Source organism: Methylococcus sp. EFPC2, assembly GCF_016925495.1.
In the GTDB taxonomy this organism is placed as follows: Bacteria; Pseudomonadota; Gammaproteobacteria; order Methylococcales; family Methylococcaceae; genus EFPC2.
Genome location: NZ_CP070491.1, coordinates 864,727 through 881,055, shown reverse-complemented (window position 1 = coordinate 881,055; position 16,329 = coordinate 864,727). Strand labels below are relative to the sequence as shown.

Here is a 16,329-nt window from a genome sequence, read left to right as displayed (position 1 = left end):
ACATGATTAATGAGTAAATTGACCCGATCCAGCTCCACCGCGGCCATTTCCGCACTTGTCCTGCTTGCCGGCTGCGCGGGCGGTGGCGGATACAACCCCGGCGTGGCGGCTAATCCGTCACTGGGGGCGGTGGGGCAAGCGGCCCAGCAAGCGGCGGTAGGCGCAGTCCTCAACAGCGCCGTGAGCGGATTGGGCGGAACTCAAAGCAGCGTGATGGACGCTTTCATACAAAACATGGCGCGCAGCGTACTTTACGGTCAGATCGGCCAGCAAGTCGCCCCGGCGGACCAGAATTTTCGCCTGCAACAACTCGGCGGCCTGATGCAGTCGGGCGAATTCAACCAGCCCCAGCAATGGAGCAATCCGCAAACCGGGAATGTCGTATCGGTCAATCCCTTGGGCCAAGCGACGGTGGATCCGTATACCCGGCAGAATTGCCGCAACCTGGAGGAAGTCTTCACCTCATCCAGCGGACAGACCATCCGGGAAACCCGGCGCGCTTGCCAGGACGCCAGCGGCAAGTGGGTCTTGGTACAATAATTTTCCTGCCCGGACTTAGCCGTCACCGATACGCGGCGACTGGCGCCGTGCTCGCCACTGCATGACTCTATTCCCCGACGATCAAACCCTCTGCCGTTTCGGCCAGCGGGTCATCAGGATCGAAGCCGCCGCCGTTGCCGAACTGGAAACCCGCGTCGACCACCATTTCGCCGCCGCCTGCCGGCTGATGCTGAGCTGCCGCGGACGCGTGGTCGTGACCGGCATGGGCAAGTCCGGCCATATCGGCCGAAAAATCGCCGCGACCCTGGCCAGCACCGGCAGTCCGGCCTTTTTTGTGCACCCCGGCGAGGCCAGCCACGGCGATCTGGGCATGATTACCCCGCAAGACGTGGTTCTCGCCTTGTCCAACTCCGGCGAAACGGAGGAGATCGCGACGATACTGCCCTTGATCAAACGGATGGGCGCACGGCTGATCGCGATGACCGGCAATGCCGCTTCGACGCTGGCCAAACAGGCCGACGTGCATCTCGATGTGGGCGTGCGCGAAGAAGCCTGTCCGCTTGGGCTGGCGCCCAGTTCGAGCACGACCGCCGCCCTGGCCATGGGCGACGCCCTGGCGGTGAGCCTGCTGGAGGCCAAGGGCTTTACCAAGGAAGACTTCGCCCTTTCCCACCCCGGCGGCAGCCTGGGGCGCAAACTGCTGCTGCTCGTGAACGATGTAATGCACAGCGGCGAAGCCGTGCCCAAGGTCTCAGAAACCGCCTTGATCCGCGAAGCGGTGCTGGAAATGACCGCCAAGAAACTGGGCATGACGGCCATCGTGGACGCCGGAGAACGCGTGTTAGGCATATTCACCGACGGGGACTTGCGCCGGCTGTTCGAACGCGCAGGCGATATCCACAGCACGCCGGTTTCCCGCGTCATGACGCGGAGCTGCGCACGCATCGAGGCCGATAAGCTAGCCGCGGAAGCGGTCCACATCATGGAAGAAAAAAGCATCAACGCGCTTCTGGTGGTAGACGCCGAAAACCGCCTCATCGGCGCGCTCAATATGCACGACCTGCTTAGGGCAGGCGTGGTTTAGCCCCATACGAGGAACAAAATGCATGAATGACGTACGCGCCAAAGCCGCCCGGATCAAACTGGTCATCTTCGACGTCGACGGCGTGCTGACCGACGGCCGTTTTTATTTCGACGAACAGGGCCGCGAATACAAGGGCTTTCACGCCCACGACGGCTTGGGCATCAAACTGCTGCGCAAGACCGGCGTGGATGTGGCCGTGATCTCCGGCCGCGTCTCGGTTTCGGTCAGCAAGCGCATGGACAGCCTGGGGATAGAACGCGTGTTCCAGGGCTATCAGAACAAACTGCTGGCATTCGACGACATCTTGAAAGACACCGGATTTTCCCCCGAGGAAATCGCCCACGTCGGCGACGACCTGCTGGATCTCCCGCTGTTCCGTCGCGTCGGTCTGGCCGTCGCGGTTTCCAACGCCCATCCTTCCATACTTTCCCACGTGGACTGGCGCACACGGCAGCCGGGCGGGTATGGCGCCGCCCGCGAAGTGTGCGATCTGATCATGGAAGCGCAGGGCAAGCTGCAGGACATCGTCGAGCAACATTACTAGCGTGACAGTCTCCACACGGCAAATTTCCGCCTATCTGGCACTCGGCCTGATCGCCGTCGCGAGCGCCTGGCTGGCCGACAAACTGACGCCCGCGGAGGAAAACGGCGCGCGTCAGGAACGGTCGGTCGTCGACTACTATTCCAAGAACATCACGCGGACGGTGTTGTCGGCCGAAGGAAAACCGAGCCAGACGCTGGATGCCGAAACGATGACCCATTACAAGAACGACGACCGGACCGAGATGGAAAAGCCCGTGATGACGCTCTTTCAGGAAGGCAAAGAGCCCTGGGTCATCCGTTCGGAAACGGCAACGGCATTGAGCGGCGGAACGGCCGTGCTGATGAACGGCAACGTATTGATCACGCGTCAGACCACAGACGGCGAGATCAGGATCATCACCCGCAATGTCAAATACGATCCCAAGGCCGAATTTGCGGAAACGGCCGAGGACGTGATCATCCGCGCTCCGCAGGATGAGACTCACGGAACCGGCATGCGGGTCCACTTCAAGCCGCTACTTAATTTCACCATTCTCTCGGACGTACGGAGAAAGCATGAAATGCGTTAAATTCGCCCTGCCCCTGCTGGGCCTGCTGTCCCCGCTCGCCTGGGGTCTGGAAAGCGACGCCAAGCAGCCCATTTATATCGAGGCGGATTCGGCCACTTACGACGAAGCCAAGGGGGAAACCGTCTATGTCGGCAACGTGCATACCACGCAGGGCAGCCTGGAGGTGTTCGGCGACCGGATGATCGTGCTGCAGAAAAACGGCAAGACGGAAAAAATCCTCAGCTACGGCAATCCCACGCGCCTCAAGCAAACCCCCGAGCCCAACAAACCCGATTGGCACGGCACCGGCCAGCGCGCGGAATATTTTCCGGAAACCGGCATCCTGGTGCTCTACGAGAACGCCTTGGCCTGGCAGGGCAACCAGGCCGACAGCAGCGACCGCGTCGCGAGCGACCGCATCGAATACGACAGTCGGCGCTCCGTGATGAAAGCGGGCGTTCCGGCGGGCAGCCCCGGCGGCAAACGGGTACGCGTGACGCTGCAGCCCCAGGACGGCAAGGCGGCGGAGTAAGGGGATGACGACACTTTCCGCGCGTAATCTCGGTAAATCCTTCGGCAAGCGCAAAGTGGTCAACGGCGTTTCGCTGACCATGGAAAGCGGCGAAATCGTCGGGCTCCTGGGCCCCAACGGCGCAGGCAAGACCACGAGCTTCTACATGATGGCCGGGCTGATACGCCCCGACCAGGGCGAGATTTTCCTCGACGAGCAAAACATCACCCACCTGCCCATGCACGCCCGCGCGAAGCTGGGACTGGGCTATCTGCCCCAGGAGCCGTCGATATTCCGCAAGCTCACGGTGACCGACAATCTGCGCGCCGTGCTGGAGTTGCGGGACGATTTGACACGCGGCCAGCACGAACTGCTGATCGCCGAACTGCTGGAAGAGTTCAGCATCACCCATTTGCGCAACCAGCCCGCGCTGAGCCTGTCGGGCGGCGAACGCAGGCGCGTGGAGATCGCCCGCGCCCTGGCCTGCGAGCCCCGCTTCATGATGCTCGACGAACCTTTCGCCGGGGTGGACCCGATCTCCATCATCGACATCCAGAAGATCATCGATCACTTGCGTAAGCGTGGCATCGGCATCCTCATCACCGAACACAATGTGCGGGAAACACTGGGCATCTGCAGCCGAGCCTATATCCTCAACGAGGGACAGGTGATCGCCGAAGGCAAGTCCGATGAAATCGTCAACGATCCCGAGGTGCGCAAGGTCTATCTGGGTGAAAACTTTTCGCTTTGAGGCTCTCCCGACCTCCCCCCTTCCCTCTGTTTGATCTAGAATCGACAGCAAGAGTCGGACCACAAATGTCCGCAGCAAACCGGACTTGAGCCCTCATGAAACAATCCCTGCAATTACGCCTCGGACAAAACCTGGCGATGACCCCGCAACTGCAGCAAGCCATCAAGCTGCTGCAGTTGTCGACCCTGGACCTCCAACAGGAGATCCAGCAGGCGCTGGACTCCAACATGATGCTGGAAGTCTCCGACGAGGAAAGCGGCTTTACCGAACCGTCGGAACCGGCCGAAACCGTTCGGCAGGAAAACGACTATGGGGAACTGGGTAATCTGGATACTCCGGCCGACATTCCGCAGGAACTGGGCGTGGACAGTTCGTGGGAGGACGTCTACGACAACGTGCAGTCCTATACCCCCCCGCAGAACGACAGCGACAACGACGACTACCTGTTTCAGCGGGCACCTGCCGAAACCCTGCACGACCACCTGGCATGGCAGATGGAACTGACGCCCTTCAGCGAACAGGACTATGCCATTGCCACGGCCATCATCGACGGCATCAACGATGACGGCTATCTCACCTCATCCATCGAGGAGGTCCACCAAGGCCTGCTCAGCCAGATTGAGGATCTGGACCTGGACGAGGTCGTCGCGGTGCTGCACCGGGTACAGAACTTCGACCCGCCGGGTATCGCAGCGCAAAACCTGGCCGAGTGCCTGAGCATCCAGCTCAGACAACTGCCGGACGATACGCCATGGCAACGGCAGGCGCTGAATCTGACCGAGAACCACTTGGACGTGCTCGCCCGGCGCGACCTGAACAAACTCAAGCGCGCACTCGAAATCGGCGACGAGGAACTGAACCATGTCATCGCCCTGATCCGCACGCTGGAACCCAAACCGGGACGCACCATCGCAATCCAGGAAGCACAATATGTCATCCCGGACGTATTCGTCTTCCGGGTGGCGCAGGAATGGGTCGTCACCCTGAATCCCGACATCGCCCCCAAACTACGGGTCAATCCGTTCTATTCCGGCATGATCAAACGCGCCGACAACAGCGCGGACAACGTGACCATGAAGAATCACCTGCAGGAGGCCCGCTGGTTCATCAAGAGCTTGCAAAGCCGCAACGAAACCCTGCTCAAGGTCGCCCGTTCCATCGTCGAGCACCAAAAGGATTTTTTGGAGTATGGCGAGCGGGCCATGAAGCCATTGGTGCTGCGCGACGTCGCGGAAGAGGTGGAGATGCACGAATCGACCATTTCCCGCGTCACCACGCAGAAGTACATGCACACGCCCAACGGCGTTTACGAATTCAAGTACTTTTTCTCCAGCCACGTGTCGACGGATGCCGGAGGAGAATGCTCGGCCACCGCCATCAAAGCGTATTTGAAGGAGATGATAGAGCAGGAAGACCAGGCCAAACCCTTAAGCGATCATGCGCTTTCGGCCATGCTGAAGGACAAGGGGATACAGGTGGCCCGCCGCACCGTCGCCAAATACCGTGAGGCACTCAATATTCCGCCTTCCAACGAACGTAAACGGGTTTTTTGAACCCGTTCGTCCAGCCTTAAATAAGGAGTCCAGTCATGCAACTCAACATCAGCGGTCACCATATTGAGGTGACCGATGCCTTAAAGAATTACGTCACCGAAAAATTCCAGCGCCTGGAACGTCATTTCGATCAGGTGATCGACATCCAGGTGATATTGTCGGTGGAAAAACTCGCGCAGAAAGCCGAATCGACGGTACACGTCAACGGGGCCAACCTGTTCGCCGAAGATACCCAGGAAGATTTGTACGCCGCGATCGACGGACTGGTAGACAAACTCGACCGCCAAATCATCAAACACAAGGAAAAGCTGAACGAGCGCGGACGTTGAGTGTTCAGCAGCCTATGAAACTGGTGATCGTCAGCGGTTTGTCTGGCTCGGGGAAAAGTATCGCCCTGGAGACGCTCGAAGATTGCGGCTATTACTGCATAGACAACCTGCCGGTCGTCCTGCTGGATAGCTTCGTCCGGGAAGCCATGCTCGCGAACCGCGACATCTTCCGGAAAACGGCGCTGGGCTTGGATGCGCGTAACGAAAGCGAACTGCTGAGCCAGTTTCAGACGAGCTTGGCCGCGATGCGGCAGCATGGGATCGACTGCGAAGTGATCTATCTGCAGGCAGAACCGGCCACGCTTTTGAAACGCTTCAGCGAAACCCGCCGCAAGCACCCGCTGACCAGCGCCATGCACCCCCTCTCCGAGGCTATCGAACTGGAACGGCGGTTGCTGGAGCCGGTGGCGAGCATGGCGGACATGCTCATCGATACCACGCACACCAATGTCCATCAGTTAAGAGACCTGATCACCCGCCGGGTGGATCAGCGTCTCAATCATCTGATGTCCCTTTACTTCATGTCCTTCGGCTTCAAAAAGGGTACGCCGCTGGACGCCGACTTCATCTTCGATGCCCGCTGTTTACCCAATCCCCATTGGGAACCGCTGTTGCGCAGCAAGACCGGAAGGGATCCGGAAGTCGTCCAGTTTCTCCGCCAAAGCAACGAAGTCGTTCGCTACCTCGACGATATCAGCGACTTTCTTGACCGCTGGATACCCTGCTTCGAAGCCGAGAACCGCAGCTACCTGACCGTCGCCATCGGCTGTACCGGAGGCCAGCACCGCTCGGTCTATCTTGTGGACGCCCTGGGCAAGCGCTTCCAGAAAGGCACGCACGACATCCTGGTCCGACATAGGGAACTGCCGGCCTGATACGCCGTTTCGCCGCCGGTCAGTCGCCGGCGATGGTCATCTCCTCTATCAGGATGGAGCCGGTGCGAATATTGCCCCGCAAGTCCACATCGCGCCCTACCGCCAATATACGGCGATAGATGTCCCGCAAATTTCCGGCAATGGTGATTTCTTCCACCGGATAGCGGATTTCACCGCCTTCCACCCAAAATCCCGCCGCGCCGCGCGAATAATCGCCGGTCACCGTATTGACGCCCTGCCCCATCAATTCGGTCACCAGCAGGCCGGTGTCCATCTTTTTCAACAAGCCGGCCAGATCGAGATCGCCCGTGTCGACCGTGAGATTGTGAACCCCACCCGCGTTGCCGGTCGTTTTTAGGCCCAGCTTGCGCGCCGAATAAGTGCTCAGCACATAGGATTGCAATATCCCGTCTGCCACCAGGTCGCGCGGCCGGGTAACCACACCCTCGCTGTCGTGCGGTGCGCTTCCCAGGGCGCGGAGCAGATGGGGCTGCTCGTGGATATGGATGAAATCGGGGAAAATCTTTTGTCCCAAAGCATCGAGCAAAAAGGAGGATTTGCGATACAGATTTCCGCCCCGGATGGCGCCGACGAAATGGCTAATCAACCCACTCGCCACATCGGCGGCGAAAATCACCGGGCATTGGCGCGTCGTCAGGCTGTGTGCATCCAATCGACGCACCGTCCGTTCGGCCGCCTTCCTGCCCACGTCACCGGCGGCCTCGAGGTCGGACGCGGCGCGTGCAACGGTCCACCAGTCGTCCCGCTGCATGTTCTCGCCATGTTGGCCTATGACCGAACAACTCAGGCTGTGTCGGCTGGAAGGGTAACCGTGCAGGAATCCCAGGCTGTTGCCGAGCACCCGCACGCCCTGAAAGGTATGCAGGCTGGCTCCTTCCGAGTTTGTGATGGCGGCGTCGTAAGCCCTGGCCTCGTCCTCGCAGGTTTTGGCCAGATCGATCGCCCCTTCGGGCGTCAGCGCCCAGGGGTGGTACAAATCCAGGTCGGGGAATTCGGTTGCCAGAAGCTCCCGCTCCGGCAAGCCGGCATAAGGATCCTCCGCCGCATGGCGGGCGATTCGGCAGGCCGCGGCAACGGTTTCGCGCAAGGCTTCGGGGCGCAGGTCGGTGGTACTCGCCGACCCCTTGCGCTGCCCAATATAAACCGTCAGTCCCAGCCCCTGGCTGCGGTGATGTTCTATGGTTTCCACCTCGCCTAGACGCACCGAAACGGACAAGCCGGTGTCCCGACTCAAGCCCGCTTCGGCCGCCGTCGCCCCCTGCCTGGAGGCCTCATCGAGCACTTCTGCCACCATGACGCGCAGGCGCTCAAGCTCCTTGCCGGGATCATCTCCGCTGGAATCCGTCGATACACTCATTTTTCTAACTACCTATGGGTTTGAATTCGGCCAGCCCCACGAAAAAGGCCGCAACCCCGCCGTGGGAGTTGCGGCCTCAATCGATCGGGTTGGATCAGGCTCCTGCAAGACCGAGTATCAGCTTCACGATGCCGTATAGCGTGAGCACGAACAATACGGTCGCAATCACGCCGACGATCACATAGCTCTTGGCCGAACCGGCTACAAAATCCCGCTCGCGATTTTTCTGGCTTTGCACGCCAAAACCGGCGGCCAGCACGCTGGCAACGACCTGAAACAAGTTTGGTTTGGAGGGGGAGTTTTCGCTCATGCCTTATTCCGTATCGGACTTGGCCTCACCGGCTCCCGCCTGGCTTTGCTTCTTATCCTGGTAGAATCGGATGCCGTAAGCCCCGCCGCTCACCAATAAGGCCAGTATGATAGCGATGGCATTGCTGCTGATGACGTCTTCGTCGACGTTCAGCGCATAAGTCCGCACATAGGTGAACAGAAAGTAAAGCGTCTGTACGGTTGCGAACGAAATGCCGAAGGACAATATCACCTTGTCGACCACTGGACTTTCCGAGAAGCTGACATGGTCTAGAAACAGCTTAACGATCACGTAGCCCGGAAGAAACACTTCGAACAAGGTGATCACGAAACGCTCGACCCAGTAGAACGGCGAGGTCGTGGCGAACACGGACAGCAACACGATGAGTATGGCGCTCACCACGCCGATGCCGATCCACAACTTCTTGTCGTTGGGACCGAATGTAATGTATTTGATCATTTCTGCAGCCTTATATCTGGGAGTTCGAATTATTTTTTCTTGAAGAAATAAAAGCCTTCCAAGCCGCCTTGCAGTATCAAGGTATCGCCGGATTTTTCATAAACCGTGTAATCCAGGGTTTTGCCGGGGCGGCCGGGATTGTCGGTCTTGATCTTGCCGTCGGTCACTTGGTATTTGGTCGTCTGGGTATCGTCGCGGTTGAAATGGCGATTGAATCCCGAGGTTACGACCGTGCCGTCGGCGCGGAATTCCCAGGTCCTGTTTTCCGGTATCTTGGGCTTGTTCAAGCCCGGCGCGACCGACTCGAGCACCCAGGAACCCACGATCTCGCTGTTATCCTTCAGAGGCACCTCGGCCCATGCCGAAGCGGCAAACATCCCAGCCAGCAACGGCCCCACCACGATCCCGGACAGGCGCATCCACGGCTTGTTCAATCTCATCGCTGTCTCCTCCGACATACATCTAATTGTTATGTTCCGTCCCTTTACCTCGAACCGGGGCGGGCGGCCCGGATTGTCACACCATTCAAACGGTGAGGCAAGGAAAGGCCAAGCTCATGCGGTTTATCATGACTCGGCAAACCCCTAGAATAACCGCTTTCACCTACCCTGCCCCGTACCTTTTCCATGACCGAACACCACGCCCGCTCAGCCCTCCTGCGCCGACTCCTTGCCGAGCGCATCCTGTTTCTCGACGGCGCCATGGGCACCATGATCCAGCGCTACAAGCTGGAGGAGAAGGATTACCGGGGCGAACGTTTCGCCGACTGGCCGAGCGACATCAAGGGCAACAACGATCTGCTGTGCCTCACCCAGCCGCAGATCATTCAGGCCATCCAGCGCGCCTACCTTGAAGCCGGGGCGGACATCCTGGAAACCAACACCTTCAATGCCACCCGCATCGCCATGGCCGATTACGGCATGGAAGAACTGGTGTACGAGATCAACGTGGCGGCGGCTCGGCTGGCGCGCCAGGTGGCCGATGAGATCGAAGCGCTAAACCCCGACAAACCGCGCTTCGTCGCAGGTGTCTTAGGGCCGACCAACCGCACGGCCTCCATGTCGCCGGACGTCAACGACCCCGGCTTCCGCAACGTCAGCTTCCATGAGCTGGTCGACGCTTATTACGAGGCGGCCAGCGGCCTGGTCGACGGCGGCGCGAACATCCTGCTGATCGAGACCATCTTCGATACCCTCAACGCCAAGGCGGCGATATTTGCCGTCGAGAAATATTTCGACGACCACGGTTACAAGCTGCCGGTGATGATCTCCGGCACCATCACCGATGCTTCCGGTCGCACCCTGTCCGGCCAGACCACGGAAGCCTTCTATAACTCCCTGCGCCACGTCCAGCCCATCTCCATCGGCCTCAACTGCGCGCTGGGCGCCAAGCAACTGCGCCAATACGTGGAGGAGTTGTCCCGCATCGCCGACACCCACGTCTCCGCCCACCCCAACGCCGGCCTGCCCAACGAATTCGGCGAATACGACGAATCGCCGGAAGCCATGGCCAAGGAAATCGCCGACTGGGCCGAAAACGGCTTTTTGAACATCATCGGCGGCTGCTGCGGCACCAGCCCGGCGCACATCAAGGCCATCCACGACGCCGTCCAGCATTTCCCGCCGCGGCGCATCCCCGACATCCAGCCGCAATGCCGGCTGGCCGGCCTGGAGCCGATGAACATCGGTCCGGACTCACTGTTCGTCAACATCGGCGAACGCACCAACGTGACCGGCTCCGCCCTGTTCCGCCGGCTGATCCGCGAAGAAAACTACGAGCAAGCCCTCGACGTGGCGCGATCACAGGTGGAGAACGGCGCCCAGGTCATCGACGTCAACATGGACGAAGGCATGCTGGACTCCAAGGCCGCCATGGTGCGTTTCCTCAATCTGATCGCCGCGGAACCCGACATCGCCCGCGTGCCTGTCATGCTGGATTCGTCCAAATGGGAGATCCTGGAAGCCGGCCTGCAATGCATACAAGGCAAGGGCATCGTCAACTCCATCTCCATGAAGGAAGGCGAGGAGGCTTTTCTGCACCACGCCAAACTGGCCCGCCGCTATGGCGCGGCGGTCATCGTCATGGCTTTCGACGAGCAGGGCCAGGCCGATACCGAAAACCGCAAGGTGGAGATCTGCACCCGCGCCTATCGCCTGCTGACGGAACTCGGATTCCCGGCCGAAGACATCATCTTCGACCCCAACATCTTCGCCGTCGCCACCGGTATCGAGGAACACAACAATTATGGCGTGGACTTCATCGCAGCCACGAGAAGGATCAAAGCCACCCTGCCCCACGCGTTGATATCCGGCGGCGTGTCCAACGTTTCGTTTTCCTTCCGCGGCAATGATGCCGTCCGCGAGGCCATCCACGCGGTGTTCCTCTACCATGCCATCCAGGCCGGCATGTCCATGGGCATCGTCAATGCCGGACAACTGGCCATTTACGACGAGATCCCAAAGGAACTGCGCGATGCGGTCGAGGATGTCATCCTCAATCGCTTATCCGAAGGCACCGAGCGTCTGCTGGCCATCGCCGACAATTACCGCGCGGGCGGCGGACAGGCCGAGAAAAAGGAGGACCTCGCCTGGCGGGCATGGCCGGTCGCCAAGCGCCTGGAACATGCGCTGGTCAAAGGCATCGATGAATACATCGAGGAAGACACCGAGGCCGCGCGGCAGGAGGTCGAACGGCCGCTGCACGTCATCGAAGGCCCGCTGATGGACGGCATGAACGTGGTCGGCGACCTGTTCGGCGCCGGCAAGATGTTTTTGCCCCAGGTCGTCAAATCCGCCCGCGTGATGAAGAAGGCGGTGGCCCATCTCATGCCTTATATGGAGGAAGAAAAGGCTCAACTCGGCGAGGTCAAGTCCAACGGCAAGATCGTGCTGGCCACGGTCAAGGGCGACGTGCACGACATCGGCAAGAACATCGTCGGCGTGGTGCTGCAATGCAACGGCTTCGACGTGGTCGACCTGGGCGTGATGGTGGCGGCGGAAAAAATCCTGCAAACAGCCCGCGACGAGAAAGCCGACATGGTCGGCCTGAGCGGCCTCATCACGCCTTCCCTGGACGAAATGGTCCACGTCGCCAAGGAGATGGAGCGGCAAGGCTTCAAGATACCGCTGCTGATCGGCGGTGCCACCACCTCGCGCGCCCACACGGCGGTCAAGATAGAGCCGCACTACAGCCAGCCCACCGTCTACGTCACCGACGCCTCCCGCGCCGTGGGCGTTGCCGGCAGCCTGCTGAGCGAGGAATTGCGCGACGACTATGCGGCCCGGATCAAGGCCGAATACGAGGAAGTCCGCCTGCGCCACGCCGGCCGTCAGCAGCACACGCCCATGCATCCCATCGCCGCCGCGCGGGAAAACCGCTTCCACGGCAACTGGCAGGACTATGTCCCGCCCAAGCCAACCTTCATCGGCGTACGGGCGTTCGAGCGCTATCCCTTGGCCGAGATCGCCGAGTTCATCGACTGGTCGCCCTTCTTCCACACCTGGGAACTGGCCGGGAGTTACCCCAAGATACTGGATGACGAAATCGTCGGCGAACACGCCCGCAACCTGTTCCACGACGCCCAGGCCATGCTCAAACTACTCGTCGAGGAGGAATGGCTGCAAGCGAACGCCGTCATCGGATTCTTCCCGGCCCAGGCACGAGGCGATGACATCGTGCTCTACACCGACGAAACCCGGTCGGAAGAGCTGAACACCCTGCACCACTTGCGCCAGCAGCACATCAAGCCGCCTGGCCAGCCGAACTACTGCCTGGCGGACTATGTCGCCCCGGCGGACTCCGGCCGAGCCGATTATGTCGGTGGCTTCGCCGTCACTGCGGGCATCGGCATCGAACAGCATCTGGAACGATTCGCCGCCCAGCACGACGATTACTCCAGTATCCTGCTCAAGGCCCTCGCCGACCGTCTCGCCGAAGCCTTCGCCGAACTGATGCACAAACGCGTAAGGCGGGAGTTCTGGGGCTATGCGGCGGACGAGCACCTGGCCAACGAGCAACTCATCGCCGAGGAATACCGCGGCATCCGCCCCGCTCCCGGTTATCCCGCCTGCCCCGAGCACACGGAAAAATCCACGCTGTTCAGACTCCTTGACGCGGAAACCCATACCGGCATACAACTGACCGAAAGCATGGCCATGTACCCGGCCTCCTCCGTCAGCGGCTGGTACTTCGCCCACCCCGCCGCCCGCTATTTCAACGTCGGCAAGATCAATCGCGACCAGGTGGAAGATTACGCCGCTCGCAAAGGTATGGCCGTAAAGGATGCGGAACGCTGGTTGGGCCCGAACTTGGCCTACGAGCCGGAATAGACGCCACGCCCATACGCCATCGTCAAGCTCGCAGACGATGGCGGAAAATATTAAGGTGGCCCGATATCCCGGTCAGTTATTGGTGGGAGCGGGTTTTAGCGCGCGAAGATCGCGGCCTGAAGGCAACTCCCAACATGACCTATTTGGGCCGGATTAATAATATCCGGCCGTCTACACCGGAAGGTCGACCATGGGCTGCCCACCGTGCGCATTGCGATACTGACCAGAGCAGGGTACCGAAGCCGGTTATTCCTCGCCCAGGGCTTGGCGCGCATGATCAGCAAGCTAGGTTTCGAATGCGACTGTTTCCCCGAAGCGCTGCCCATGCTCGATCGCTACAATGCGAGGAATCTTTCGCTCAGAAACCGGGTTTATGCCCGGCTGGCCGACCTCTATTTCAACATTTACAAACTGCAGCGCTACGACATCATCATCGTGTCGGCAGTGGCGGCTGAACCGCAAAACCTGGCTTTTCTGAAAACCCTGAGTCGGCCGCTGCTTCACTACGAAGTGATAGACATCCAAGGTTCCAAATACTGGTACGAGAAAAACCGCGATTGGATCAGCAATAGCTTCAACGGTTTTCTCACGGTGAGCGGTATCCATGAAAATCCCCCCCTGCGCGAGATCCCGTCCTACGTCATCGGGATGGATATACGGGCTATGCAAAATTTCAGCCCAGACGACCTTTTACCGCCTTATTGGACTTCGCCCGCGAGGGCTACGAAGCCGAGCGCCGAGTGCAGGAAAAAGTGCTTGAGGCGCTCAAGATACCGACGATAGAGCTGCGCGGCGAATACAGCTTCCGAGAAATCGACCAAATCTATGCCCAGGTCGGCCTTGCCTTCGTAGCATTCCACGAGGCTTTCGGCATACCCATCGTGCAGATGCAAAATCACGGAGCCAGCATCGCTTCGCCGCATCCGGGATGGGTGAAACGCCACATTCTCAGAGAGAACGGGCATGTATACGATGAAACGCGGGACAGGGAAGCGTTTTCGAATAACTTTATTTTCTACGCTTCCGAAGAAGAACTCACCGAGAAAATCGCTCGCCTAAGAGCAAGCTTCAATCCCTGGGAATCGCGCCAAACCTTGGTGGACAAGCAAGCTGGGTTCGTCAACGGCAGCCTCGCCGATCTCCACCGAGCCTTGAAAAACTACGCTTGATCACTTGCCCAAACACCCGGGCCCGTGCGTAGACGACCCAGCGCATGAGGACGGATCCGCGCTGGCTCCGTAACCAGCCGACCGATCCGTTGTCTCGCCGGGGGACTTAGTTGACGAATCCCAGCCATTCCATCCACTGCGGTTGGACTCGGCAGTCGCCTACTTGCGGATTGCTGATGACATCCTGCCGGAAATCGCGGAAGGTCGGGCTTTGCAGTGCAATCCGGGAGATGCGGTTACCATTGAATTCGAACTCAAGGGCGGCGCCCTTGGCCAAGGGACTGTCCGCAGCCGTGGAGAACATCAGGATGGCGACGTTGGGCACGGGGCGGCCCTGCTCGTACGCCGGCCGGGCGCAACTCGTGTCGGCCACCTTGAGGCCCACGAAGAGTTGTGCAAGCTGAGCGGGATTGAGCGCCATGCCGTCGCCCGGCACCGGCGGTATGTTCAGCACGCGCTCGATGCCGAAATTACCGAGACGGTCTTGCAACAAGACGGTTCCGGCGACGAGCGGGAAGAGCTGCTTCTCCATTTCCGCCTGATTGGGGTTTCTGATCACGGCGATCAACTGCCGTTCCAGCGCGCGGATGGCCGCAAAATACGATTCCTTCTCGCGCAGTTGCTGCAAGGTGTTATCCCAATCCTTGGCCGCATTGACCGGCAGAGAGAGATGCTTCATCACCTCATAGTCATCCTCGACGAGGCAGCCGGCAAAATTGCCGGCCCGATACTCTTCGAGACGACTCACCGGCATGCCCGTGCCGACGACCTTTTGCCCGGCCAGGTTATAGTTCTTCCATGCCCGCGTCTTATCCAGGAAGTAATACAACACCGCGTTGCGGTCGTATTTGTTGAATCCCAGATCGCGCATGACCACCTTGAGTTTGCGGCAGTTGGCCTCCACCTCGGCGTAGTTGTTCCAGTCCGGCTGCAGGCTGGGACGATCCGGATGTTCGGCCTGCTCGATGTAATGCTGCAGGCTCAAACCCTCGGCACCGTTGCGTATGGTCGCGCGCCAAAGCTCTTCCAGCGACAGATCGCGGGCATCGGGCAGGCCGTTGGCGGCGGTCTTGAGCAACAGCGATGAACGGACATCCGCATACACGCTTAATTCGCCCAGGGGCTTCGGCTTCGCCCAGGGATTGAGCGAACCGGTTTCCGCCTCACGTACGGCGATGCTCATGCGGCTGAGAGTGGCCCGGTTGCCGGACGCGCTTACGATGGACGGAAGGGAGTGGTTTTCCTCGCGTTGCTTTGCCGCCGCGGGAGGAGCCGCTTGCCCGGCGGCCGCGGGCACCTGCGCGCTGCTGTTCAACATCCAGCCGGACGCCAGCTTGCCGACCAGCGCGACGCCCGTGCCTACGCCGGTGAGGGCCAGCACATTGCTGGCCAGATTGACGTCGTTACCCACCTTGGCGAGATCGAGGCCGTCGTCGCTGCCGGTAACGAAGCGGTAGTCCACCTGGGTGTCGGCACCGGCGTCCAGACGCATCCAGGGCGTCAGGTAGACCCGCTTGGCGTCCAGGCTGGAAGCGCAGCGCTCGGCGGTCGAGCGGTAAAGCAAACCGGGCACCTCGCGGTGCAACTTCAGGGTGGGATTGTTGATCTGGAACAGCACCAGCGAGTTCGCGCCGCCCTTGCGGTAACTGCTGCCCAGATCCCGGCAAACTTCTTCGCCGACATCGCTGCGGAATTGAAACTCGGAGAGCAGTTGAACGTAATAATCGTCGCCGTCGATGACGGTGGAACCGGCCAATACCGGCAGCGGTTCGGACTGGACGGAGGGACGACCAAGCCCGAGTTCGCGGCTCGTCGTGCAAGCCGTCAGGGTCAAAGCAAGCAAGGCTGCAGCCGTTGCGGGTCGTAAACTGTTCAACACATTCTCCAAAGCTGCCCAAAGGCAGCCCAAATTTCGCGGCAAAGCTGAATTTTACTATCGAGGAATTAGACGAGTAAGCCTTGCCGCAACCCGTCCCGGTACTTGGAAAGC

17 protein-coding genes are annotated in these 16,329 nt (G+C 60.0%); 11 read left to right on the top strand and 6 right to left on the bottom strand.

All coding sequences use genetic code 11. The annotated features are described in order from the left end of the window. Positions 1-9 precede the first annotated feature (9 nt). The 9 genes from JWZ97_RS03785 to rapZ all read left to right on the top strand — a co-directional run bounded on the left by JWZ97_RS03785 (position 10) and on the right by rapZ (position 6,695). Complete coding sequence (locus JWZ97_RS03785; protein ID WP_205433494.1) at positions 10-540, top strand: RT0821/Lpp0805 family surface protein; 531 nt, start codon at positions 10-12, stop codon at positions 538-540. Between the two features lie 61 nt (positions 541-601). Next, positions 602-1,585 carry a KpsF/GutQ family sugar-phosphate isomerase gene (locus JWZ97_RS03780; protein WP_205433493.1) on the top strand — a complete coding sequence of 328 codons (984 nt, stop codon included), beginning with the start codon at positions 602-604 and terminating at the stop codon, positions 1,583-1,585. 22 nt (positions 1,586-1,607) lie between these two features. Continuing rightward, the gene (locus JWZ97_RS03775; protein ID WP_205433492.1) at positions 1,608-2,129 is read left to right on the top strand and encodes an HAD family hydrolase; all 522 of its coding nucleotides are present in this window, start codon (positions 1,608-1,610) and stop codon (positions 2,127-2,129) included. A 1-nt stretch (position 2,130) separates the two neighbouring features. Beyond that, positions 2,131-2,697: an LPS export ABC transporter periplasmic protein LptC gene (gene lptC / locus JWZ97_RS03770; RefSeq protein ID WP_205433491.1), complete on the top strand. Its 567-nt coding sequence runs from the start codon at positions 2,131-2,133 to the stop codon at positions 2,695-2,697. Next, positions 2,684-3,208: a lipopolysaccharide transport periplasmic protein LptA gene (lptA, locus tag JWZ97_RS03765; protein ID WP_205433490.1), complete on the top strand. Its 525-nt coding sequence runs from the start codon at positions 2,684-2,686 to the stop codon at positions 3,206-3,208. Before lptC ends, lptA begins: the two co-directional genes overlap by 14 nt. 4 nt (positions 3,209-3,212) lie before the next feature. Next, positions 3,213-3,938 (top strand): LPS export ABC transporter ATP-binding protein, encoded by a 726-nt coding sequence (lptB, locus tag JWZ97_RS03760; protein WP_205433489.1) that lies wholly within the window; start codon positions 3,213-3,215, stop codon positions 3,936-3,938. 95 nt (positions 3,939-4,033) lie between these two features. Continuing rightward, a complete protein-coding gene (locus JWZ97_RS03755; protein ID WP_205433488.1) occupies positions 4,034-5,491 on the top strand; it encodes an RNA polymerase factor sigma-54 in 1,458 nt (485 codons plus the stop codon). Between the two features lie 35 nt (positions 5,492-5,526). Next, complete coding sequence (gene hpf / locus JWZ97_RS03750; protein WP_205433487.1) at positions 5,527-5,820, top strand: ribosome hibernation-promoting factor, HPF/YfiA family; 294 nt, start codon at positions 5,527-5,529, stop codon at positions 5,818-5,820. Positions 5,821-5,834: 14 nt separating this feature from the next. Further along, positions 5,835-6,695, top strand: a complete 861-nt coding sequence (gene rapZ / locus JWZ97_RS03745) for an RNase adapter RapZ (RefSeq protein ID WP_205434537.1) — start codon at positions 5,835-5,837, stop codon at positions 6,693-6,695. A 19-nt stretch (positions 6,696-6,714) separates the two neighbouring features. Here the strand turns inward: rapZ and pmbA are convergent, their stop codons facing one another. The 4 genes from pmbA to JWZ97_RS03725 form a co-directional block, all read right to left on the bottom strand. Next, complete coding sequence (gene pmbA / locus JWZ97_RS03740) at positions 6,715-8,073, bottom strand: metalloprotease PmbA (protein WP_205433486.1); 1,359 nt, start codon at positions 8,071-8,073, stop codon at positions 6,715-6,717. 94 nt (positions 8,074-8,167) lie between these two features. Further along, on the bottom strand, positions 8,168-8,383 hold the full coding sequence (locus JWZ97_RS03735) for a DUF2970 domain-containing protein (protein WP_205433484.1): 216 nt from the start codon (positions 8,381-8,383) through the stop codon (positions 8,168-8,170). A gap of 3 nt (positions 8,384-8,386) precedes the next feature. Beyond that, entirely contained in the window at positions 8,387-8,842 is a 456-nt protein-coding gene (locus JWZ97_RS03730; protein ID WP_205433483.1) for a hypothetical protein, read from the bottom strand. Positions 8,843-8,871: 29 nt separating this feature from the next. After that, entirely contained in the window at positions 8,872-9,282 is a 411-nt protein-coding gene (locus JWZ97_RS03725) for a lipocalin family protein (protein ID WP_240342462.1), read from the bottom strand. Positions 9,283-9,468: 186 nt separating this feature from the next. Between JWZ97_RS03725 and metH the strand changes: the two genes are divergently transcribed. After that, the gene (gene metH, locus JWZ97_RS03720) at positions 9,469-13,170 is read left to right on the top strand and encodes a methionine synthase (RefSeq protein ID WP_205433482.1); all 3,702 of its coding nucleotides are present in this window, start codon (positions 9,469-9,471) and stop codon (positions 13,168-13,170) included. Between the two features lie 285 nt (positions 13,171-13,455). Here metH and JWZ97_RS03715 read toward each other — a convergent pair whose 3' ends face one another. Next, positions 13,456-13,776, bottom strand: coding sequence for a hypothetical protein (locus JWZ97_RS03715; protein WP_205433480.1), 321 nt, complete (start codon positions 13,774-13,776; stop codon positions 13,456-13,458). A 134-nt stretch (positions 13,777-13,910) separates the two neighbouring features. Here JWZ97_RS03715 and JWZ97_RS03710 point away from each other — a divergent pair, with 134 nt between their 5' ends. Further along, positions 13,911-14,339 carry a hypothetical protein gene (locus JWZ97_RS03710; protein WP_205433479.1) on the top strand — a complete coding sequence of 143 codons (429 nt, stop codon included), beginning with the start codon at positions 13,911-13,913 and terminating at the stop codon, positions 14,337-14,339. Positions 14,340-14,445: 106 nt separating this feature from the next. On the opposite strand, the gene JWZ97_RS03705 is transcribed toward JWZ97_RS03710, so the two are convergent. Then, a complete protein-coding gene (locus JWZ97_RS03705) occupies positions 14,446-16,215 on the bottom strand; it encodes a hypothetical protein (RefSeq protein WP_205433478.1) in 1,770 nt (589 codons plus the stop codon). Positions 16,216-16,329: the final 114 nt, after the last annotated feature.